The sequence below is a fragment of the Oryzicola mucosus genome, from assembly GCF_014534685.1.
Lineage (GTDB): Bacteria > Pseudomonadota > Alphaproteobacteria > Rhizobiales > Rhizobiaceae > Oryzicola > Oryzicola mucosus.
The window spans coordinates 89,748-110,240 of record NZ_JACVVX010000007.1 but is presented as its reverse complement, the minus strand read 5'-3'; the positions used below and the strand labels follow the sequence as shown (position 1 = coordinate 110,240).

Annotated in this window: 22 protein-coding genes; 8 read left to right on the top strand and 14 right to left on the bottom strand. The window is 57.0% G+C overall.

The genetic code is table 11. The features are described 5' to 3' along the window. The first annotated feature begins 94 nt into the window (after positions 1-94). Entirely contained in the window at positions 95-1,351 is a 1,257-nt protein-coding gene (locus ICI42_RS19405; RefSeq protein ID WP_188166259.1) for a threonine synthase, read from the top strand. 5 nt (positions 1,352-1,356) lie between these two features. Here the strand turns inward: ICI42_RS19405 and ICI42_RS19400 are convergent, their stop codons facing one another. Together ICI42_RS19400 and ICI42_RS19395 are read right to left on the bottom strand one after the other, a co-directional pair. Next, the gene (locus ICI42_RS19400) at positions 1,357-2,391 is read right to left on the bottom strand and encodes a pyridoxal-phosphate dependent enzyme (protein ID WP_330999202.1); all 1,035 of its coding nucleotides are present in this window, start codon (positions 2,389-2,391) and stop codon (positions 1,357-1,359) included. After that, positions 2,375-3,316, bottom strand: a complete 942-nt coding sequence (locus ICI42_RS19395; protein ID WP_188166258.1) for a GHMP family kinase ATP-binding protein — start codon at positions 3,314-3,316, stop codon at positions 2,375-2,377. The genes ICI42_RS19400 and ICI42_RS19395 overlap by 17 nt, the downstream gene beginning before the upstream one ends. A 249-nt stretch (positions 3,317-3,565) precedes the next feature. Between ICI42_RS19395 and traR the strand changes: the two genes are divergently transcribed. After that, complete coding sequence (gene traR / locus ICI42_RS19390) at positions 3,566-4,270, top strand: autoinducer-binding transcriptional regulator TraR (RefSeq protein ID WP_188166257.1); 705 nt, start codon at positions 3,566-3,568, stop codon at positions 4,268-4,270. Positions 4,271-4,333: 63 nt separating this feature from the next. On the opposite strand, the gene trbI is transcribed toward traR, so the two are convergent. The 12 genes from trbI to traI form a co-directional block, all read right to left on the bottom strand. Beyond that, positions 4,334-5,647, bottom strand: coding sequence for an IncP-type conjugal transfer protein TrbI (trbI, locus tag ICI42_RS19385; RefSeq protein ID WP_188166256.1), 1,314 nt, complete (start codon positions 5,645-5,647; stop codon positions 4,334-4,336). A gap of 16 nt (positions 5,648-5,663) precedes the next feature. Beyond that, on the bottom strand, positions 5,664-6,140 hold the full coding sequence (gene trbH / locus ICI42_RS19380) for a conjugal transfer protein TrbH (protein WP_188166255.1): 477 nt from the start codon (positions 6,138-6,140) through the stop codon (positions 5,664-5,666). Beyond that, positions 6,140-6,991 (bottom strand): P-type conjugative transfer protein TrbG, encoded by an 852-nt coding sequence (trbG, locus tag ICI42_RS19375; protein WP_188166326.1) that lies wholly within the window; start codon positions 6,989-6,991, stop codon positions 6,140-6,142. The genes trbH and trbG overlap by 1 nt, the downstream gene beginning before the upstream one ends. A gap of 17 nt (positions 6,992-7,008) precedes the next feature. Beyond that, positions 7,009-7,683, bottom strand: coding sequence for a conjugal transfer protein TrbF (locus ICI42_RS19370; RefSeq protein WP_188166254.1), 675 nt, complete (start codon positions 7,681-7,683; stop codon positions 7,009-7,011). 17 nt (positions 7,684-7,700) lie between these two features. Continuing rightward, positions 7,701-8,891: a P-type conjugative transfer protein TrbL gene (gene trbL, locus ICI42_RS19365; RefSeq protein ID WP_188166253.1), complete on the bottom strand. Its 1,191-nt coding sequence runs from the start codon at positions 8,889-8,891 to the stop codon at positions 7,701-7,703. Next, positions 8,885-9,031 carry an entry exclusion protein TrbK gene (gene trbK / locus ICI42_RS24170; RefSeq protein WP_330999201.1) on the bottom strand — a complete coding sequence of 49 codons (147 nt, stop codon included), beginning with the start codon at positions 9,029-9,031 and terminating at the stop codon, positions 8,885-8,887. The genes trbL and trbK overlap by 7 nt, the downstream gene beginning before the upstream one ends. A gap of 70 nt (positions 9,032-9,101) precedes the next feature. Next, positions 9,102-9,881 (bottom strand): P-type conjugative transfer protein TrbJ, encoded by a 780-nt coding sequence (gene trbJ, locus ICI42_RS19355; RefSeq protein ID WP_407945187.1) that lies wholly within the window; start codon positions 9,879-9,881, stop codon positions 9,102-9,104. A gap of 1 nt (position 9,882) precedes the next feature. Continuing rightward, complete coding sequence (locus ICI42_RS19350; protein WP_188166251.1) at positions 9,883-12,345, bottom strand: conjugal transfer protein TrbE; 2,463 nt, start codon at positions 12,343-12,345, stop codon at positions 9,883-9,885. A gap of 9 nt (positions 12,346-12,354) precedes the next feature. Further along, positions 12,355-12,654, bottom strand: coding sequence for a conjugal transfer protein TrbD (locus tag ICI42_RS19345; protein ID WP_188166250.1), 300 nt, complete (start codon positions 12,652-12,654; stop codon positions 12,355-12,357). Next, entirely contained in the window at positions 12,647-13,048 is a 402-nt protein-coding gene (locus ICI42_RS19340) for a TrbC/VirB2 family protein (protein WP_210317380.1), read from the bottom strand. The genes ICI42_RS19345 and ICI42_RS19340 overlap by 8 nt, the downstream gene beginning before the upstream one ends. Continuing rightward, entirely contained in the window at positions 13,038-14,009 is a 972-nt protein-coding gene (gene trbB / locus ICI42_RS19335; RefSeq protein ID WP_188166249.1) for a P-type conjugative transfer ATPase TrbB, read from the bottom strand. Before trbB ends, ICI42_RS19340 begins: the two co-directional genes overlap by 11 nt. Further along, positions 14,006-14,644: an acyl-homoserine-lactone synthase gene (traI, locus tag ICI42_RS19330; protein WP_188166248.1), complete on the bottom strand. Its 639-nt coding sequence runs from the start codon at positions 14,642-14,644 to the stop codon at positions 14,006-14,008. Before traI ends, trbB begins: the two co-directional genes overlap by 4 nt. Positions 14,645-15,015: 371 nt before the next feature. Here traI and repA point away from each other — a divergent pair, with 371 nt between their 5' ends. The 6 genes from repA to ICI42_RS19300 all read left to right on the top strand — a co-directional run bounded on the left by repA (position 15,016) and on the right by ICI42_RS19300 (position 20,161). Further along, complete coding sequence (gene repA, locus ICI42_RS19325) at positions 15,016-16,215, top strand: plasmid partitioning protein RepA (protein ID WP_407945186.1); 1,200 nt, start codon at positions 15,016-15,018, stop codon at positions 16,213-16,215. 77 nt (positions 16,216-16,292) lie between these two features. Continuing rightward, on the top strand, positions 16,293-17,279 hold the full coding sequence (repB, locus tag ICI42_RS19320) for a plasmid partitioning protein RepB (RefSeq protein WP_188166246.1): 987 nt from the start codon (positions 16,293-16,295) through the stop codon (positions 17,277-17,279). A gap of 165 nt (positions 17,280-17,444) precedes the next feature. Then, a complete protein-coding gene (gene repC / locus ICI42_RS19315; RefSeq protein WP_188166245.1) occupies positions 17,445-18,683 on the top strand; it encodes a plasmid replication protein RepC in 1,239 nt (412 codons plus the stop codon). A 193-nt stretch (positions 18,684-18,876) separates the two neighbouring features. Next, the gene (locus tag ICI42_RS19310; protein ID WP_330999200.1) at positions 18,877-19,407 is read left to right on the top strand and encodes a PIN domain-containing protein; all 531 of its coding nucleotides are present in this window, start codon (positions 18,877-18,879) and stop codon (positions 19,405-19,407) included. Positions 19,408-19,526: 119 nt separating this feature from the next. Then, entirely contained in the window at positions 19,527-19,760 is a 234-nt protein-coding gene (locus tag ICI42_RS19305) for an AbrB/MazE/SpoVT family DNA-binding domain-containing protein (RefSeq protein ID WP_188166244.1), read from the top strand. Continuing rightward, positions 19,757-20,161, top strand: coding sequence for a type II toxin-antitoxin system VapC family toxin (locus ICI42_RS19300; protein WP_188166243.1), 405 nt, complete (start codon positions 19,757-19,759; stop codon positions 20,159-20,161). Before ICI42_RS19305 ends, ICI42_RS19300 begins: the two co-directional genes overlap by 4 nt. Positions 20,162-20,493: the final 332 nt, after the last annotated feature.

The following is a 20,493-nucleotide window of genomic DNA, read 5'->3' as shown; positions in this document are numbered from 1 at the left end:
GAACGTCACGCTGTGCCGCGGGCCCGGCGCGCGAGCCGTTTGTCAGGTTCGTGCGAAAAATGCGGTCCATCATAAACCTCCGGAGCCCTCGCTCATGTTGATTGAAAGTTTCGCCTGCATCCGCTGCGGAGCACGGTATCGAGCCGACATTGAAATCGACTCCAGCGGATGCGGCCATTGCTATGCTACCGCCCCGGCAAATCTGAGGCCAGTCTATCCGGTGGATGTCCAGACTCCGGAAAAATGTTTCGGAAGTGAATTCTCCCTTTGGCGCTACGCCGCTGCGCTGCCTTGCTTGCGGTCGGAAGCCATAACGCTTGGGGAAGGCCTTACCCCTCTTATCCTCGCCGAGAGGTTGGGAGCAGCGTTCGGTATGCAGGCCATCTACATCAAAGATGAGGGGCGAAATCCAACTTGGTCTCATAAGGACAGATTCTCGACAGTTGCAGTTTCCTATGCCCAGGCCTGCGGTGCCCGGGTCGTGGCTACGGCCTCCTCTGGCAATGCGGGCGCCTCGCTTGCAGCGTATGCCGCTCGTGCGGGGATGAAATGCGTGGTTGCGACATTCGCTGACACAGCCGGTCCAATGGTCTCCCAAATGCGCAGATATGGAGCAGAGGTTATCCCTTTCGTTAAAAAACAAGACCGTTGGGAGTTTCTCAAGCAAGGGGTCGACCGCCACGGCTGGTTTGTTACCTCGCCATATCATGCACCAGTCGTCGGCAGCCATCCCGTTGGAATAGAGGGATATAAGACTTTGGCTTATGAGATCGTTGAGCAAATGGGAGGAATGGTTCCGCATTGGTGCATCCTGCCGGTCTGTTACGGGGACGCACTTGCAGGCCTCTGGCATGGCTTTAAGGATCTCGCTGATGCAGGTCGCATCCAAAGGCTCCCAAGACTTGCCGCTGCCGAGATCTATGGATCGTTGAGTCACGCGATGGCCACCGGTACGGATCTCCTCGCTGAACAACCTATGGGTACTACGAGCATTGCGGTCTCAATCGGCGCGCCTCGAAGCACCTTCCAGGCGCTCAAGGCCTTAAGGGAGTCCAACGGTGTGGCGATCTCTGTTGACAATACGTCCCTCCTAAGGATGCAAGAAACGCTCGCCTCGCACGAGGGTCTTTTTGCCGAGCTCGCTTCTGTAGCGCCACTGGTGGTGCTTGACACTCTTCGCAAAGACGGGGTCATTGAGGAAAATGACCTGGTCGTGGCAGTCGCCACTGCAAGCGGGTTGAAGGATGTTGATCGGGCCACTCGCGATAACTTGCCCTTGACGGTATTTTCCAGCGTCGAAGCGGCACTATCACACCTGGAAGCAAACGATCACGCTCCCGGTCGGAACTAGGTAGCTCAGTCCTCCTTTTGGCTCCGCATTACATCCGCCAGCGTCCTCCGCGACCAATTGAAAAACGTCCAGTCTCCCTCATCAAGCGGCGCAATCGTTGAGACCTTTGTCGGCGCGGACGCGATTTTCTCGGTCCAGTTCGGCAAGGCTGATAGCCAGGTTTCGTTGAACACTGTTTCGGCATGCCGATGGCCTTCGTCCGGCATGATGACCGCGATACGCATTCCGGGATTTGTTTTGCTAATCCATCGTCCCACCAACGCAGAAGCACCGCTTGTCGGGCCGGCAAACACTCCGTACTTTCTGTAGAGCCGGTGACAATTCCTAAACGCAGGATAGGCTCCCATCCAGTGGATTTCATCGACAAGTTCATGGCGAACATTTTTGGGCAGGACACTGTTGCCCAGCCCGCGTAAGACGCGTTTTCCAACAGGATGACCAAACAAAACGCTGCGATGTGTGTCGACAGCAACGATCCGTAGGTCGGGGTACAAAGACCGCAGGAAAGTGCCTGTGCCACATAGCGAGCCGCCGGTCCCCACGCATCCGACAAGGCAATCGATCTTACCCATAGCGACCACCAACTGTTCGGCCAGTCGAGCATAGGAAAGCCAATTGCCGTCACTATCGTATTGCCGCGTCCAATAACTGCCGGAACTCGTGAGGCGGAGACGGTTAATTTGCTCTAGCCGACCAACCTGATTGCCATCGCCCTTTTCATCCTCAAGCGCGATGACATCAGCTCCCAACATCGCCAGTCGCTGGCGATACTTCTCGTCCATCAGACTCAAGGCCGACACAAGGGTCAACTTGTATCCGCGCGCCGCTGCCAATAGCGCGAGCGCCATCCCAAATGTGCCGGAAGTTGTCTCGATGATATGGGCGCCCGGTTTAACCTCGCCGCTTTTTTCCGCTTGGTCTAGTATGTAACGGGCAGGCATCAACTTCATCATTGGAAATGCCGCTCCCACTAAGGTCGTCGACAGGTGGACCAGTCGTGGCGTCTCCATGTGGCGGAAGAAGTCAGAATCGATTCTCACCTTTCACCTCCTCGACGTTAACGGCGAAAACACCCGCTTCGATAAAGCCAGCGTTTCGTGCAGATGCAGCAATCCCTGCAGCCTTTGCCGCAGCCCCGGGCTCACCTGCATCAACGATGATACCGATCAGCGAGCCGCTGTGAGAAACCTGGACGCCGCAGGCATCATGCTGGCCAGCTATCGCTGAAGCACTCTCGAAGTCGGATTTTGGAAGATGCCGCTGACTGATTCTTGCGCTGAGACTGGCGGCAAAGCCCAAGAGTCTTGGGTCCTGGTTCCGAACCGCGCGGCGGACTGCACCCGCCGCGCAGCGGAACATCTGGATCTCCTCGGCGGTGTAACGTGCGCGTCCAATCTCATCGGTGTTGATCGGTTTTGCGTCGGATGGCTTGAAACTTGTCAGGTAGAAAGGTGGCAAGCTCCCGCCGAAATGTTCGATAACCCGCCCTTGCCGATGGGCGAAAAGAACCGCCTCCTCTTCATAGGCTATTGCATCAGACGCAGATTCAGCAGCGACCGCGATTTCACTTGTGGTCGATGGTAGTAGATCGATTCCCAAAGCGTTGCTTACGGCTCGTATCGCCGCGATCACGTCGGCGCTGGATGAGCCATAACCATGTCCTACCGGAATTTCGCTCCGAACTCTCAGCACGCCGCCGAACCCAGACGGGGCACAACGCTCCATGACCAGAATTGCTGCTCGCAGAGCTTTCGTGCGGTCTGCAGGATAGACCGCTATCTCATGCCCCTTCGACAGCTCAAAGGTGGCATGTGACTGAAGTGTTCGCATCGGGAGCGTCACAAGAGCTCGATAGAAATGGCCGTCGGAGCCTTCGAATGCGCCCTGCATAAGCTCGCCGTGGTGTCCGATGGCACTTCCGACGCCGATGCGGCTGGCAGCGACGCCTTCTGCAATTTCGCACATGGAATTCTCCGCTCATCCTTGGATTTTGGAACTGGAAGACGGCAGGGCCGGAAACCTAGTATTGGGCGCAAACAAGCTAGCCGTCACCTAGGGTTTTTCCGAGTTGACGCGCTTTTGTCGAGAAACAACCATGGGATGTCCGGTGCAATAGGAGCGTTGGGCTCAATGGCTTTAAAAAGTTAAACGGCTCGAACAAACGAACTTATTATGGCGTATTACTAACCGTAACGGATTCAAAGGAGCTCTGTATTGAAGCAATGGTTCGATAAAATTACGGATATTGCGGCTTTAGGCACCAGCAAGTCGAAACTTGAGGATTCACTCGCCGAGCTTGCCCACCAGCTCGGTTTTGGAGGCTATGCCTACCTCTATCTCCAGCCGGGACAGAGTTTTGCGATCTCGAACTATCCCCCGGAATGGCAGGAGCTTTATTTCGAGAGGAAATACGCGGCCATCGATCCCATCGTCAAACTTGCGAAAACGTGTGATCGCGCTTTCGTGTGGAGCGGAGACAAGATGAAGTCGAGACTGTCACTTCAGGAGCAGAATTTCCTCGCTCACGCTTCTGACTTCGGTGTACGGTCTGGCGCCACCATTCCCATCCGGACGGCGAATGGTTTCATGTCGGTGTTCACCTTGGCTTCTAAAAAGCCCGTCCTGTACGAAGACAAGGATATCGATCCTGTCATGGCCGCCGCCGCCGTCGCGCAGCTTCATGCCCGGATCACCTTTTTGCAGATTCAACCGACCAGTCAGGAAAATGGATATTTAAATTCCAGGGAATCCACGTATCTTCGGTGGGTTGCTGTAGGAAAGAGCATGCGGGAAGTAGCTGATATCGAGGGGGTAAAGTACAATACTGTGCGCGTTAAATTAAACCAGGCACGGAAGAGGTTCGACGTCTATAATATTTCACATCTTCTTGCTGTGGCTATCCGAAGGAGTTTAATCTAAATCTCTGGTGCGCTATAATTCTTGATCAGGCGCGTCTTTTCCGCAGAATGATGATCGCTACAGCTACCCTGCATATTGGCGATCGAAAATAATGTCCTGGTCAACAAGCACATTGAATTTATAGCCAGGCCGGATTTCCATCGTGGGCTGCACGTCCATATTCTTCTGAACGTTTCGATCCGCCAAACGCCCGAAGGTCTCGGCGAAGTTGCGGCGCGTGGCGTCGGACGCCGTGGCTTGCGTCGAAAGCGTGGAGCCTTGCGGGACAGCCAAGTCAATACCGGTGCCAATGATAGCGATCAGAACCGCAGAACCGAAGGTTTGAAGCCACTTCCGATCAACCTTATCGCGGAAGCCCCCATAACCTTGGACATCCGTTCCTGCCATACCGCCAAGTTGAAGGGTAGATCCGTTGGGAAAGATGATATCGGTCCAGACCACAAGCACACGGCTTTGGCCGAATGAAATCTCATTGTCGTAACGGCCAAAGAGCTTCGTCCCCTGGGGAATCAGCAACCGGCGCCCTGTCGCACTGTCGTAAACGTTCTGGCTCACCTGGGCGGTGATCCGGCCTGGGAGATCGGAATTGATGCCTGTGATCAGTGTCGCCGGGATAACTGAGCCACGCTTCAGCTCAAAGGGCGATTGCTGCGGCAAAACCCGGCTGGCCAGATATCCAAGTTCCTTCAAGTCGGCGTTGAAAAACTCTTCCTTCCCACGCTGATTGTTTGGGTCGGTCTTCTCGCTAGCGAAACCAGCGCGGAGAGCTGTGGAATAAAGGTCTGAGGCAGGGCCTGCAGGCGAAATGGTCGCGGGTTGAGCAGCAACTCCACCTCCAACCTCCCCGTCTGTAGCCCCTTTGCCAGAGTCAAGCTTCCCACGATCAAGCGCAATAGGCGCGTCATACGCTGCGTCATCTGCCTGGAGCCGCGCCATTTGCTGGCGATGCCGTTCCCGCAGATATTGCTCGCGCTGTTCGCGCTCGAGCCGAGCTCGCCATACCCATTCAGGCTCTAAATCCTGCGAACTTCTGATGTCTTCCTTTTGGCCAGGTGGCGATGTGAAAGGGTTTGGGGTTCCGTCTGTCTCGGCCGGCGAAGGCTGAAACATCGTTATCTGCTGGGGTTCTCCAATAATGCCATCGGTCACACCGCGTTTGATCTGGTCAGCATAGGTGGAGGCCGGGTCGCCGGGCGACGTTTCCAGTCGGCTCTCTCGGCCATAAAATAGTCCACGAGAGTTTATTCCAAAGAAGATAACGCCGATAAAGGCAACGACCAAGACGATAGCGACGACAACCGGCAGGCGGTTGATCCGCCGAATGCCGGATTGCGGTTGGCTGGCTTGCGCGCTGCCGAGGTTGAGGGATTGTACCATGTTTGCGTTCTCCTCCTCAATTTCTCCGCATGAGGGACAAGGCGCTCGTCGGCGTAGCGCCGTTGGTAGTGACCGTGTAGGCCCGCCCCAACTCCACGCTGGACGTCGAAAGACGGGCCAGCACCTGACCATCAAATGGCACGACCACATAGGCGAGTTCGATGAGCTTCGTATCGCCATCCGTTTTCTGGTCGGTGACGACGGCGTAGCCCCAACCCTTCAGAGCCGCCTCCAGCGCTTGGCCGAAGGGCGAGGTATCAGGTTCCAGCGCAACGGTCGCCTTTCCCGGTCCGATCTGTTCGGCAAGGCGGCTGACCATATCACCGGCAATGGAGCTGGCGGCAGGACCGGATATTTCTGGCGGCGCCGCGCTGGAGACAAGACCCTCTGTTCTCGTCGACTGGCATCCGGAAAGAAGGATAGCTAAAGCACAGGCTGCGGCAAAGCTGCGGATGGGCCGCAAGCCGCGCGAATGGGAGGGCACGATATACACTACCTCCCTCCCCTTCTGATCGTGATCTTTTCCTGTTTCCAACCGACGCCGGAAACAAGCACCGCTCGGTCAATATGGTAGTCGACGACCATCATGTTGTTCTTCATGCGGTAGTTGACGATCCGGTTCTGCTCGCCAGACGTGACGAACAAAACCGGCGCGTCCTGGCCGGATATTGAGCGAGGGAACTGAATGTAGGTTTTCTCTCCGTCCGAATACACACGGGTCGGCCGCCAGCCTGCGCTACCCGAAACCGAATAGGAAAAGTTCAGCTGTTCCGCAGGGACACCGGCGCCGGGAATAGTGCTTGCTTCCAACCTTGCGTTGATGTCGGACAGCTTTGCCGAGACATCTTCCGGATATTCGAACCCGACACGTGCCATGTACTGTGTCGAATGGGACTTAAGCTGGATATGGTAGGTACGCCGAGAGGTCGTCACTACCATGGAGGTTACGAGGCCTGGCTCCGACGGTTTGACGATCAGGTGGATCGCCTGCCCTCCGGCCGCCCCTGAAGTAGCGGGTTCAACTTTCCACCGTACTGTGTCGCCGACCAGCACGTCTCGGACTACCTCGCCGCCTTGCAATTCGATATCGCAAACCTGCAGGGGAGAGCAGACGACGGATGGTTGAACCTCGCCGTACAGGAAGATCACCTTGCCGTCGGCACCTTTGGTAACCAAACCGGGAGACCCGCGCCATTGTGTCGAGATGCCCATACCCTTGGCCTCGTTCGCTGTTACGCCGTCGGCAGCAAAAGTGTGGAGCGGAGCGATCGTCGAGGAGGCTAGAATCGCCCAGGCGATAGCGCCTACAAGCGTGGCAAGTGTTCTTGTGCGTAGGATGTTCATGTCCTGGGCGATGCCTTTCAAAGCTGCGCTGTCCAATCAAAATCGCGGAGATAGAGTCCGATGGGATTCACACGAATGACGCCCTCATCCTGCGGAGGCGTTAGGATCACGGTCGCGATGCCACGAAATCGACGCACGGCGGTTTCTTTGCCGCGGCGATCGCGCTCAAACTCGGTCCAGTCAATCTGGTAGGTCTGGTTCGAAAGCGCGACTATATTGCTGACCTCGATCGCGACCGTGGACGTCTTGGCTTTTTCAAAGGGGGAGTTCGAGCGGAACCACGCGTTGACCTTCTCGGTCGCGGGATCGGATGTCCTCAGAAGTCCGTAGGTCCGGTCGATATATTGCTTCTGTACGACCGCATCCGGCGTGACACTTCGAAAATTCGATATGAAGCTGCCGAGCGTTGCGCGCACCACACGTGGATCGGCATATTCGATCTGCTGTGGAAAGCCTGCATTGACCGCTGTGCCGAGCTTGTCGACCTCGACGATATAGGGAACGAGCTTTACCTGGGTACTTTGGTAGAGCGCGTAGCCAAAGCCGATCACAGCCATGGTCATGCCGGTGACACCGACGATCCGCCAGCCTGCGGCCGCCTTTACGTAGGATCCATAGCGCTCGTTCCATTCGTTGCGCGCAGCAAGGTAGGGATTGGAGATATCAGGCTTTTCAAGCGGAGTCCCGGCCATGGCTTATCAGCCTCCAGTCATTTGGGGTCGTTGATCGGCGGTTGTGGAGGCATCGATGTGGAACGGCCCAGTTGCTGGTCGAGTTTGGCGTTGGCCAATCCCAGGAGCGACCCGGCATACGCACCTGGTGAACGGATCGCCTTATCCTTGGCGGCCGAGCCGACTGCCCCGGTCGCCCCGCTGATCCCAGCCTCCATACCGCGTAGGGCGGCACTCCCAAGAGACGCCCCCCCTGCCCTTGCACTGCTCGCGGCTTGGGCGCCGCCGCGAGCTGCAGAAGTGGCCAAGAAACCTGCTCCCGCGGCGACGGATGCGGCTTGTCCGCCGTGGCGAATAGCTTCCATGCCACCTGAAACCGAGGCTCCCTGCACCACGCCCTGCAGGATCGGCGGTACATACATCGCAATGACAAAGACCACGACCGAAATGCCGGCGATCGCGAGTGTCGTGACAAATTGCTCGGTCTGCGCCGTCGGTGCCTCCGCCAAGTCCAGCAGAATGTCAGAGCCGATCTTGGCGATCATCACCAAAGCCATCAGCTTTATCCCGACGGAGAAGGCATAGACGAGATATCGAACGGCAAAGTCCTTGGTGTAGGATGTGCCACCTAATCCCAGCATGATCGTTCCCGCGAGCAAGCCGACATACATCTCAACCATTATGGCAACGAAGATTGCCGCAACGAGCGAAAAGGAAACGACGACCACAACCATTGCGAAGACCGCAGCGATCGCCAGCGCATTGTCTTCCCAAAGCCCGAACTGTGCTTGCTCCGACATTTTGGTCGCGACCCGGATGCCGGCGTCGAAAATGTTGGCGGGGGAGGCTGATCCACCTCCGGCACCGATCTGGTAGAGGCTGTCGATCACAGCTTTGGCGAAGGCAGGTCCCTGGTCGAGAATGAAAGCGAAGAGTCCGATAAACATGATGCGCCTGACAAGCTCAGCGAACCAACTGTCAAGCGAGGCAGCATTAATCGCCAGCCACACGGCCGCGACACCGATCTCGATACCCGCAAGTATCCAGAACAACGACCGCGCCGCATCCATGACGGTCGTCTCCCACTCCTTTGCAGCTGCAACAACGGAGTTTTCCAGAGTGGTAAGCACCTCACCCTGTTGTGCAAAGGTTGGTGCGGTTGCGATCAAGACGATCCCAATCCCAACAAAAGCGACGTCATAGCGGCGAGAAGCCGGAAAGATCACCATCGCGGCTTCATCTCCTCACCACTGCGAGTGTCACGGTCGCTGCTGCCGCCAGAGAATTGTTCCCGGTGTGCGCGGCGGTCAGCATCTGGTTCGGATTTCGGCGATGCCTCTCCTGCTCCAAAGATGTGCGTGGCAGCCACTGGACTAGAATCGATGTGATGGTGCCAGCAACGGATGCCGCCCCCGTGAGGATGAGGAGACTGCGCGAACTCACCAGCGGGGTTCCATGTTCTGCCCACCCCGGATGTCAGGCACGGTTCCGCTGAAGAACTGCTCGCGTCGGGCTTGAGCCATATCTTTTTGCGCCTGCTCCGACTGGAACCATGTCCCCATCATCGTCATCTGCTGGGAAACCAGGCCACGCAGCTTTTGCATTTGCGCCACCTGTTGTGCGGCGATCTGGTGTCCGACCTGCAGCGCCTTCATCTGCCCATCAGCCGTCTCCGACATCGATCGCAGCGACGACATCGTGCTTGCCTCGCTTGAGAATTGGTCCGCCGTCAGGTTTGCGGCCTTCAAGGTGCCTCCGATCGTATCGCGATTGGTGTCGGACCAGCTCTGATAGGTCGACGAGAAGCTCGCACTATCCGGTAGATTGCTCTTCATCTCGGAAAAACTCTGGAAGCGCTGCTTCAGGACGTCGTCGATATTCCCCATCGAGAAGGCGACGCCCTGCCCTTGGGCCACGACATTCTGAAGGTTCTTCAGGTCGTTCTCGACCTGGCCCCAGACGTGGTTTGGCAGTTGCGCCGTGTTTTGCAGCATGTTCTTGTAGATGTTGATCTGGTTCTGGATTTGCTCGGCAAGCTGCGAGATCTGGGTGATCTGGTTGTTGACCTGTTCTGCCGATTTTCCCACCAGTGAAACCAGCTCTGCGTTGTTGGCGAGCTGGGTCCATTCGGTCGCCTGCCCAGTGACGCCGCCGGCCTCGGCTGAGGCTGGAAGTATGGCCGGGAGAATGACGGCTGCGATTACGGTTGCGCCCGGCATCTTACTTATCCGGAAACAATGTTTCGACATGGTCGATCCCTCTTTGCTGAAGCCAGTAGAGAGGCCATGCGGCCCTATGTTCGGAATGCAGGGCACGAATGCGCTGCAGGTCTTCCTTGCCGGAAGCTCCGACGAATGAAAGCGCTATCGGACCGAGCGCCATGTTGAACAGGCGACGTCCCTCCGGCGAGACGACGTAGTAGTCGCGCTTGGGAATGGCGGTCGCGACGATCTCGATCTGTCGTTCACTGAAGCCGATGCGCTCATAAAACTCGCGTGTGCCCGGTTCGCGCGCGGCGCCGTTTGGCAGGCAAATCTTCGTAGGGCAGCTCTCTTTCAGAACATCGATGATGCCGGAGCGCTCAGCGTCCGAGATAGACTGGGTGGCGAGTACCACGGCGCAATTGGCCTTGCGAAGAACCTTCAGCCACTCGCGAATCTTGTCGCGAAACACAGGATGGCCAAGCATCAGCCAAGCTTCGTCGAGAATGATCAGGCTGGGTGCGCCGGTAAGGCGTTTCTCGATACGGCGAAACAGATAGGTGAGGACCGGAACGAGATTGCGCTCACCCATGTTCATCAGTTCCTCGATTTCGAAGCACTGAAATGCACCAAGCGCCAAGCCGTCTCGCTCCGCGTCAAGCAACTGCCCCATCGGGCCGTCGACGGTGTAGTGATGCAGCGCGTCCTTTATCTCGCGCATCTGGACGCCGGAGACGAAGTCCGACAACGAGCGGCCACGCGATTCTCCCATCAAGGCGATCTGGCGCGAAATGGCGTTGCGATGATCCGGGGTGATGGTGCCCCCCTGCAGCGCTACGAGCATCTCGATCCACTCGGACGCAAAGGCGCGATCACCATCGGTAGAGAGTTCCGCCAGTGGGCAGAAGGAGAGACCCTTCGCCTCCTCTTCCGCGGTCGCGTAGGCCCCGATCTGATAGTAGTCACCGTCAACGCCGAGCGTCAGCGGAAGCATCGAACCGCCCTTGTCGAATGCGAAGACCTGGGCATTAGCATAACGTCGGAACTGCGCGGCGACCAACGCCAGCAACGTCGACTTGCCGGAGCCGGTGGGTCCAAAGATCAGCGTATGTCCGACATCTGCGACATGCAGGTTCAGCCGGAACGGTGTCGAACCGGATGCCACCTGCATTAAGGGTGGGGAGGCAGGAGGATAGAAGGGGCAAGGCGCGTTCGGATTGCCCGACCACACGGAGTTTAACGGGATGAGATCTGCGAGATTTCGGGTGTTGATAAGGGGTTCGCGGATGTTGGCGTAGGAGACACCTGGCAGGCTGCCAAGAAAGGCATCCGTGGCGTTCAGCGTCTCGATGCGTGCGCCAAAGCCTTCGGCCTGAATCAGACGGCGGATAGCTTCGCACTTGTCCTGCAGGTGGGCTTGATCTTCCTCAAAAAGGACGATCACCGGTGTGTAATAGCCATAGGCGACGAGCTGCGAGGTGGCCTCAGCGATTGCATCCTCTGTTTCAGCCACCATCACCATGGCATTCTGGTCGACCGAACGGCTTTGTGTCTGGAACAGTTGATCGAAGAAAGGTCGCACCTTCTGTTGCCATTTCTTCCGGGTGCGCTCGAGCTTGGCCCGGGCCTCCTCGGCGTCCAGGAAAACGAAACGGGACGACCAGCGAAAAGTCAGCGGCATCAAGTCAAGCGTGTTGAGGATTCCAGGCCAGCTTTCCGCCGGCAGGCCGTCGATCGCCACCACGCCGAGAAAGCGGTTATCGACCAAGGGTGTGAGCCCGTGCTGCAGTTCGGCCGTCACCAGCCAGTCGAGATACATCGGGATTTCTGGTAGCCGCACCGGATGGTTCTCACCAGTGATGCAGAATCGGATAAACTGGAAAAGTTCGTCGTAGTGTGCGACGCGGAAGCCGCTTCGCTCGGGGGTTTCCCGGGTCATCATTCGGCGGATCGACACGACATTGCCAAGATATTGCTCGACTTCCCGAATCGAGTTGAGAAAGCTCTCGAGGACCTTGTCAGCATAGGTCGCTGAACGGCTGGCGGAGTCCGAGTAGATATATCGCGTCAGCCCAGAGCGCCGTGGTTCCGGCGGGCGCCAGGTCAGGATCAGGGCATGGCGGCTTTCGAAATGCCCCCGCTCTTTTTGAAAATGTGCGCGGCGCTCGCCGTCGATCGCGCGGGTGACGGGATCGGGAAAATACGACTCAGCCTCGTTTGGGTAATCGCCAGTGGGCACCCGCACCGCCTCGACCTGCATCATCCATCCTGAGCCGAGCCGCGACAGGATGGCGTTGATCTGCTGAGACACCTCATTGCGCTCGGCGTCAGTAGAGCTTTCGCTATCGGGGCCTGCAAAATACCACCCAGCCATCAGCGAGCCGTCCTTCAAGAGGATGACGCCGTTTTCGATCAGCCCGGCGTAGGGCAAGAGGTCGGCAAAGGACGGTCCGGAATGGCGGAGTGATTTCAGGGCAACCATTTAGGGATCTCAGTAGGTTCGCCATGGCGACGACGTCGCCCGGTAAAAGGCCTTGAAGGCGATATGCCGAAAATAGACTCGGCGCATTAGGGGGTCGGACTTGGCCATCATGCGAAGGGCTGCGACCGCGACTAGCCAGATCGTGACGCCGAACAGCGCGGCGTACCAGGTGAGGACGACGAAGACCAAGATGACGGCTGCAAGTGCCGTTAGGAGCACCAGCTCGCGATCGGCACCCATCAAGAGGTTTGGGCGTGATAGCGCCCGATGCACCCGCGAGCGAGCGAGACCGGAGGCAGCCTCACCCATGCGCCGACTCCCTTGCCCAGGAGATAATCGTCGACTGAAACCATACCATTTGTTCCGCTTGAGTGGGAATTTGGCCAATCGATGCGCCGGTCGCTCCAAAAAGAGCCACGATCTGGGTAGCGCCGAGCAGGACGCCACCGACCAGGGCGACGTAACAAAGCCGCCGTGCAAAATCATTGAGCTCACCGCCGAAGATCAACATGGCGCCGGCAATGGCAACCGCAGCCAGCGCGATAAAGCCGGCGACAGGTCCCGTGATTGACTCCTGAATTTGCTCTAGCGGCGATTCCCATGGGAGACTGCCGCCTGAGGATGCCAAGGCGAAATCCGAAAGGCCTACCGGTATGGTCGCCAGCATAGCGCCGACGAGAAAAAAGCGGGATTTACGTGACATGGGGGTCCTCGTCGGCAGGGGAATTGGGTTCCATGTGGTACCGCCCATCGCGGTAGCCTTCGATGTGGATGATCTCGCGCACCCGCCTCCCCTTGGCCGTTCGCTCAATCGAGACGACAAGACCGACGGCTTCACCGATCACCTCGCGCATCGGCTGCTGACTGGCTTCCGCTGTCAGTTGCTCAAGCCGGCGTAGGGCTGACATCGCCGTGTTTGAGTGAACCGTGGTGACGCCGCCCGGATGTCCGGTGTTCCACGCCTTTAGCAACGTCAGCGCGGCACCGTCGCGGACTTCCCCGACAATGATCCGGTCCGGCCGCAAGCGCATTGTGCTCTTGAGCAGGCGGGCCATGTCGACGCTATCGCTGGTGTGAAGGGATACGGCGTTTTCGGCCGCGCATTGTATCTCTGCGGTGTCTTCTAGGATAACCAACCGGTCGTCCGGGGCAGCAGCCACGATCTCAGCAATGATAGCATTGGCAAGCGTTGTTTTGCCGGAGCCTGTACCACCGGAGATGACGATGTTCACTCGGGCGTCGATCGCGCTGCGAATGGCGGACGCTTGTGCATCCGTCATCATTTTTAACCTCACATATTCGGCGAGCGGGATGAGACGGGAGGCGCGACGGCGAATGACGAATGCCGGTGTTGATACGATCGGCGGCAATAGCCCCTCGAAGCGGTGCCCACCGATAGGCAACTCGCCGGATATGATTGGCCGCTCGTTGTCGACTTGCGACTGCAGGGCGTGTGCGACACTGCCAATTACGACTTCAGCGGCGCCCGGACTCATTATGCCCGCAGCCGCCACGCCGTGCCCTAGCCGCTCAATGAAGAGCCGTCCATCGGGATTGAGCATGATCTCGACCACTGCGGCGTCGTCCAGCGCGACGCAGAGCTGCTCGCCGAGGGCGTCCTGCAGTTTGCGCACCAGGCGGGGGTGGGAACGGAGCTGGCTCACGCAGCGCTCCGGATCCGCAGGTCAAGGTCGGAGGCGATGATTGATCGGTAGCCTGCCGGGCAGACCCGATCAAAGCTTGCTTGATCGGCTGACAGCCTTCCGGCGACTGCGACCGTCCTGCCGATCGTCACCGGAACTCCAAGTCGCTTCATCGGCCATCCGGTCCGCCTCAAAATGCGTTCGAAGCGTAAGTCGGTTGCGGTAACGATCTCGTCGTAACCGTTCGAGATCGACCACTCGATGATGCCGGCGAACATAGTGAGCGTTGCAACGTGCAAAGGTGCCCCTCCCCTGCCGGCGCGCCACGATGTGTCAACGCAGAACCGAGAGCTTTCCAACATAGAGGCAGATGCCGTAAAGGAGCCGCCCGCCAACAGTTGCGGGAACGTCTGCTCCAGCATAGTCGGGCCCAACGCTGGTAGCAGCCGCACGCTGCCAACGACCTTCAGGTCCTGTGTGACCGCTAGGATGTAGGTTGGGTCGAGATTGTCGAAGTCGTCTCGCTCGCCTGCCTCCGTGACGTCGACATTCCATCGCAGGCGCTCGCTAAAAACCGCTGCGCGCAGGCGGTACATCTGATTAAGCAGACGTTGGCTGTGTTCGTGATGTTGAGGTGGGATGGAGACTATCCGCATCTTGTTCTCCGTTGAACAGGTCGTGCGGAAAGAATCATGCAATTCGTATGGGGTCTATGTGCAGATTTGCATTCGCTGATTCTCGCAAAGCATTAGATTTTTATTCGAGTTCGACCGTCGCCCGAGCCACCACTTGCAAACAAGATGTGCAAATCTGCACTTTTTGGCCAATCGTCCAGAGCGGAAATTTGACGCTAAGGCATGGAAAATACTCAACAATCGCAGTTGAGATATCTTCTAGGATTGAGCGGGCTTACCGTTCATTTACCAAAATCGTCTTGCAGGCCTGCCAGAATCGCACATAGTAATCACGCTTTCATGCCTAGCGTGGGTGGAAAAGCGTTATTCCTCTGTTTGCAGTGATTTTGAACGTGGCGCATATCGTTGAACCAAGCATCGACTTTGATGAGGAGATCCTCCAGCAGGGGGAACTTATCTCTGACAAGCTGAATATGTTGCGGATTGAACAGTACCCGCCAGATGCCGAAAAAGGCTTGCGGCTCTTTTCATCTGCCGAGGCGGCGGAATTTCTTGGCGTTACGCAAAATCACATCAAGAAGCTGCACCTTGAAGGTAAAGGGCCGGTGCCGCATGTCACGCAATCGGGCCGCCGCTCGTACACAGCCGAGCAGATGATGGAGTTGCGCGTCTTCCTCGACAAACACGGTCGCACCGATTTCAAGCGTTACGTCCCCCATCGCCGGCCGGGCGATGCTCTACAAGTGATCTCCGTTGTCAACTTCAAAGGTGGTAGTGGAAAGACGACGACCACCGCTCATCTTGCACAGTATCTCGCACTCACAGGACATCGCGTACTTGCGATCGATCTTGATCCACAAGCGTCACTGACCGCGCTTCATGGAATGCAGCCCGAACTGGACAAGAACCCGTCCCTTTTTGAAGCGCTTCGTTACGACGATCAGCGCAAATCGATAAAAGAGGTAATACAACCAACGAACTTCCCTGGTCTCGATATCGTACCGGCCAATTTAGAACTGCAGGAATACGAATACGAGACCCCTCTAGCCGCATCAAATAAGCAATCTCCCGAAGGACGCTTGTTCTTCACCCGCATTTCGCGAGCCCTCAAAGAAGTCGACGATCAATATGACGTAGTAGTAATCGATTGTCCTCCTCAACTTGGCTACCTCACACTCACGGCCCTGACCGCCTCTACCTCCGTTCTTATCACGGTGCATCCCCAGATGCTCGACATCATGTCAATGAGCCAGTTCCTGTTGATGCTGGGGGGTATCCTGCAATCCATCAAAGGGGTCGGGGCCAGGGTGAGATTAAACTGGTTCCGTTATCTTGTGACCAGGTACGAGCCCACCGACGGACCGCAGGCGCAAATGGTCGGCTTTATGCAGGCCATGTTCAACAAGCGAATGCTCGCCAATCAGATGGTAAAGTCCACTGCGATCTCCGATGCCGGCATCACCAAGCAAACGCTCTATGAAGTTGATCGGAGTCAGTTCACGAGATCGACATATGATCGAGCAATGGAATCCCTCAACGCGGTGAACGGTGAGCTTGTCGAGTTGATACACAAGGCTTGGGGGCGCAAATGATCTTTTTTTTGACAGCCGTGCAGAACGGGAAAAAGTTTAGAGAAAACATATCGATAGCTTCAAAGTGGAGGGTGTGAATGGCTAGAAAGCACCTCCTGACCAACATTGGCGCCGGAACAAGCGGGACCCTCAAAAATCCTGCTTTCGAAAGCAGAGCAGACTATGCCCGAAAAGGGGCATCGCGGTCGATGATGATGTCACTCGACGAGATGGCGGAAAATTCAATGCGGGCGCTAGGAGGCGAGACGGTCGTCGCTTTGGATCCTGACGTGCTTGACGCGTCACCGTTTGCTGACCGTATTGAAGGCCAGGATGACGACTTTTCTGCTCTTGTCGCGGCTATCGAAAAGGCAGGGCAATCGTCCCCTATTCTTGTCCGACCTCATCCAGATGTCGAAGGTCGTTTCATAATCGTCTACGGGCATCGCCGAGCCCGCGCTGCGCGGCAACTCGGTACTACTGTCCGCGCTATTATCAAACCCCTTGAGGAAATCGCCCATGTGGTTGCGCAAGGGCAAGAAAATACTGCGCGATCCGATCTTACGTTCATCGAAAAAGCGCTCTTCGCGAGAAAGTTGGTCGGATCTGGAATCGATAAGGAAACCGTCAAGAGCGCGCTTACTATCGATGATAGCCTCCTCTCCCGCATGCTAGCGGTCGCAGAACAAGTGCCTGGAGACGTTCTCAACACATTGGGCGCAGCCAAAGGAGTGGGAAGAGATCGGTGGGAGGACCTCAAGAAACTTCTTCAGTTACCTGGAAAAATCGAGCACGCGTTGGCTCTCGTACGAAGCGACGAATTCACCGCAATAGACCAAGGCGCTCGATTTTCGATTCTGCTTTCTGAGCTGAGGAAGAAGGCGAAAAGTAGAAAGTCGGAGGTGGCCAAGCCTGCGGAGAGAAATTGGTCGCTTGCCGAAAATGCAGTGAAAGTCGCGACCAGGGACACTGGAAGGGGCTTTACCTTGGCGCTGAAGGCGAAAGACGCATCTCGCTTCGGCGCTTACCTCTCGGAGCAGTTAGAGCGTCTCTATAAGGAATTTCAAGGAACGGAAAAAATGTAGCTAATCCCGCAAAAGAAAAAGGCCCCCGAAACGAATTCCGGAAGCCCTTCTCAATCTCTGGCGAGTTAGAGAATCGCATTTCCTGGAATCGCCGTCAAGAGTCATCTGAGGCTCAACGCTGTTTTGGCGAACCTATTTCTTTTGCCTCAACGTAGGTAAACGGAAATGGAAAATGGATATGTGACGACGCCGTTTGGGCGGCGGTCGATGACTCTTGGCATGCTGGCCAGTCAGCAACTGGCAGACAAAGTCGAGCCGGGTACAATCCGGAGCAAATGGAAGCTGTTTCGCGCCTGCTGCGAGGCAAGGCCAATGCTTGGCGTGACGGAGCGCTCGCTTACCGTGCTCGACGCCTTGTTGTCGTTTCTTCCCGGCGACGAGTTGGTGGCAGGGCAGGGTCTGGTGGTCTTTCCATCGAATGCACAGTTGTCACTGCGGGCACGCGGTATGGCACCCGCGACCCTGCGCCGGCATCTTGCTGTGCTCGTCGAAACTGGGCTTGTCGCGCGGAAAGATAGCCCGAACGGCAAGCGCTATGCCCGCCGCGGCGGGGAAGGGGAGATCGATGAAGCCTACGGCTTTAGTCTGACGCCGCTGCTTGCACGTGCTAGTGAAATTGAAACTATGGCGGCCCAGGTCATCGCCGATCGCGAATTTTTGCGGGTTACGCGGGAGCGCCTGACCATTTGTCGCCGAGATGTGGCGAAACTTATTGCGTCGGCTATGGAGGAGAATGTCCCGGGCAACTGGGAACAGATATCTGTAATCTACCGCAGGCTTGTCGATAGCATTCCACGTTCGCCCACGATCGAAAACCTCTCGCCTGTTCTGGAAGAGCTGGCCATGTTGCGGGACGAGATCGTCAACATACTGGAAATGCAGCTAAATTCACAAAAAATGAACGCCAGTGAGTCTCATATTGAGCGGCACATACAGAATTCAAATCCAGATTCCCTTACTGAACTTGAACCTTGCTTCGAAAAAAAGCAGGGCGAAGAGCTGACTGACAGTCGCCCGGTGGGGCATCGGCCAGTAGAACGGCTAGAACAAACCCAGCTGAAATCGTTCCCGCTGGGTCTGGTTTTGCAGGCATGCCCCCAGATTGCAGACTATGGTCCTGGAGGTAAGGTCGGAAATTGGCGGGACTTGATGTCGGCCGCAGTCATTGTCCGCTCGATGCTGGGGGTGAGTCCGTCTGCCTACGAGGACGCGTGTCTTACGATGGGGCCTGAAAATGCGGCCACCATAATAGCCTGCATACTGGAGAGGGGAGGGCACATCAATTCAGCGGGAGGTTATCTGCGAGATCTTACACGGCGTGCGGAGCGGAGCGAATTTGCGATTGGTCCGATGCTAATGGCGCTGGCGCGAGCGAATTCGCCCGCTACGTCACGGACCGGGTAAACCCACGTTGATGCTTCTCGATTTGACCGAGCACAAATCAAGCAGACGGTTGACAGAGCGCGTCATGCAGGCAGGCGGGCCTTCGAGGCGGCGGGTTCGTGCTCTTGGACGATCGAAACACAGCCGGCCGAGCGCAGCTCGGTCACCTGCCCCTCCGTGAAGACACGCGCATACCAGAGCAGGCGTCCCTACGGTGGAACAGAACTCGAGTTTTACTATTTCGAGCCATTTTGCCGAGCTTGGGACCAACAGAGCCCCTTTTTCCGAACGTAGAAGATTCGGCCAAAACGATCGGTGGTTGGCGTCACATGCGATCCCACCTGCGTTGGCGCCAGCCAAACGACCGGGCGCTATCGAACTGGCCGAATGGCTCGACAGGGCTAGTAAGCAGCTATTTCTCTCGATGGTCTCGGCTGCTGAAGTCAGATCCGGAGTAGCAAAAGCCGCGCGAGAGGTGCAACGACCAAAGCACCAGGGGCTCGCGGAATGGTGGGAGAGCATCGAGTATCTCTATGCGCAGAGACTACTGCCATTCGATCTCAGCCGCGCCCATGCCGCCGGTCAGATTCTTGACGACGCTCGTGCCCGTAAGCCTGGATTCGAAAATATCGCAATAGCAGCCACAGCTAAGATTCACGGCCTCACTGTTTTGACCCGACATGCGGCACTTCGAACCTTTGGGGTTCGTGCGCTGGATCCTTTCGTAATGCTGCCAGAATTGTAGTTCGGAAGCAGGGGAGGGGGCGTCGAGGACGTGGCCCTTTGAATTCGATCGTCCACGGGATTGAAATTTACTTCCCTAAGTAATACTTTCTGTAAATCTGGTATTACCGAGGTGCGAACATGACCACGACAGTCACAGCCAAAGGACAGGTGACCATCCCAAAGGCGGTCCGCGATCTTCTCGGGATTGTTCCGGGCAGTAAGGTTGACTTCCGCCGCGCCGCTGATGGCAGCGTGGTGCTTGCCCGCATGGACAAGAAGCAGCCCGCGAGCCGCTTCGCAAAATTGCGCGGCCATGCCGGTGAGGGGCTCGGTACTGACGCGATCATGGCCCTGACACGTGGCGAAGCGTGACGCTCGTCGACACCAACGTTCTGCTCGACCTTGTCACTGACGATCCGAAGTGGGCGGATTGGTCGATCGCTCAGCTTGAGGCAGCAAGCCTCAACGGGGCGTTGTCGATCAACGACGCGGTCTATGCCGAGCTTTCGGTTCGATATAAACGTATCGAGGACCTCGACGCGTTTCTTGCCGAAGCCGGTTTCGAAATGGCTCCGATGCCCCGGGCGGCGCTGTTTCTCGCCGGGAAAGTCTTTACGCAGTACCGGAAGTCGGGGGGAACGCGCACCGGCGTGTTACCCGACTTCTTCATCGGTTCCTATGCCGCCGTGAATGGGCTGCCGTTGCTCACCCGCGATGTCGGCCGCTATCGCACCTATTTTCCATCATTGAAACTGATCACACCGAACAGTTGAGCTGATCGCAGGCAGGGGAGGGGGTTTTTGCGAAGGCAGCCTCCTTTTCCAAGGCTGGCCTCTAGGATTCAATGCTGTCATTGGGAATGCGTTCGATACCGTCTTGGATTGCCTCGATTGCTAGCTCATTGAGTATCCCGAAGACGCGGGCTGATTCCATCACCCAGACGGGAAAGATGTCGAAGGCTTTGGCTCGATAAAGCCGACGGAAGTTGCAGTGGCAGGCTGCGCAGGATCGCCGTCACCAATTCCTGGAACTCCTCATCGGCTTTCCATCGGTACTCCGACACGTTTGCGCCCTTTGTCGGAACGAGTTGAGCCTTGCGGGAATT

Bases quoted from the DNA above. Each gene is read 5' to 3' on its own strand.
- ICI42_RS19305 (WP_188166244.1), top strand. From the start codon at position 19,527: ATGACCACGACAGTCACAGCCAAAGGACAGGTGACCATCCCAAAGGCG.
- ICI42_RS19370 (WP_188166254.1), bottom strand. From the start codon at position 7,683: ATGGCCGGGACTCCGCTTGAAAAGCCTGATATCTCCAATCCCTACCTT.
- trbJ (WP_407945187.1), bottom strand. From the start codon at position 9,881: ATGCCGGGCGCAACCGTAATCGCAGCCGTCATTCTCCCGGCCATACTT.
- traI (WP_188166248.1), bottom strand. From the start codon at position 14,644: ATGCGGATAGTCTCCATCCCACCTCAACATCACGAACACAGCCAACGT.
- ICI42_RS19405 (WP_188166259.1), top strand. From the start codon at position 95: ATGTTGATTGAAAGTTTCGCCTGCATCCGCTGCGGAGCACGGTATCGA.
- trbL (WP_188166253.1), bottom strand. From the start codon at position 8,891: ATGGTGATCTTTCCGGCTTCTCGCCGCTATGACGTCGCTTTTGTTGGG.
- ICI42_RS19340 (WP_210317380.1), bottom strand. From the start codon at position 13,048: ATGTCACGTAAATCCCGCTTTTTTCTCGTCGGCGCTATGCTGGCGACC.
- ICI42_RS19345 (WP_188166250.1), bottom strand. From the start codon at position 12,654: ATGGGTGAGGCTGCCTCCGGTCTCGCTCGCTCGCGGGTGCATCGGGCG.
- trbI (WP_188166256.1), bottom strand. From the start codon at position 5,647: ATGGTACAATCCCTCAACCTCGGCAGCGCGCAAGCCAGCCAACCGCAA.
- repC (WP_188166245.1), top strand. From the start codon at position 17,445: ATGGAAAATGGATATGTGACGACGCCGTTTGGGCGGCGGTCGATGACT.
- ICI42_RS19350 (WP_188166251.1), bottom strand. From the start codon at position 12,345: ATGGTTGCCCTGAAATCACTCCGCCATTCCGGACCGTCCTTTGCCGAC.
- repB (WP_188166246.1), top strand. From the start codon at position 16,293: ATGGCTAGAAAGCACCTCCTGACCAACATTGGCGCCGGAACAAGCGGG.
- trbG (WP_188166326.1), bottom strand. From the start codon at position 6,991: ATGAACATCCTACGCACAAGAACACTTGCCACGCTTGTAGGCGCTATC.
- ICI42_RS19395 (WP_188166258.1), bottom strand. From the start codon at position 3,316: ATGTGCGAAATTGCAGAAGGCGTCGCTGCCAGCCGCATCGGCGTCGGA.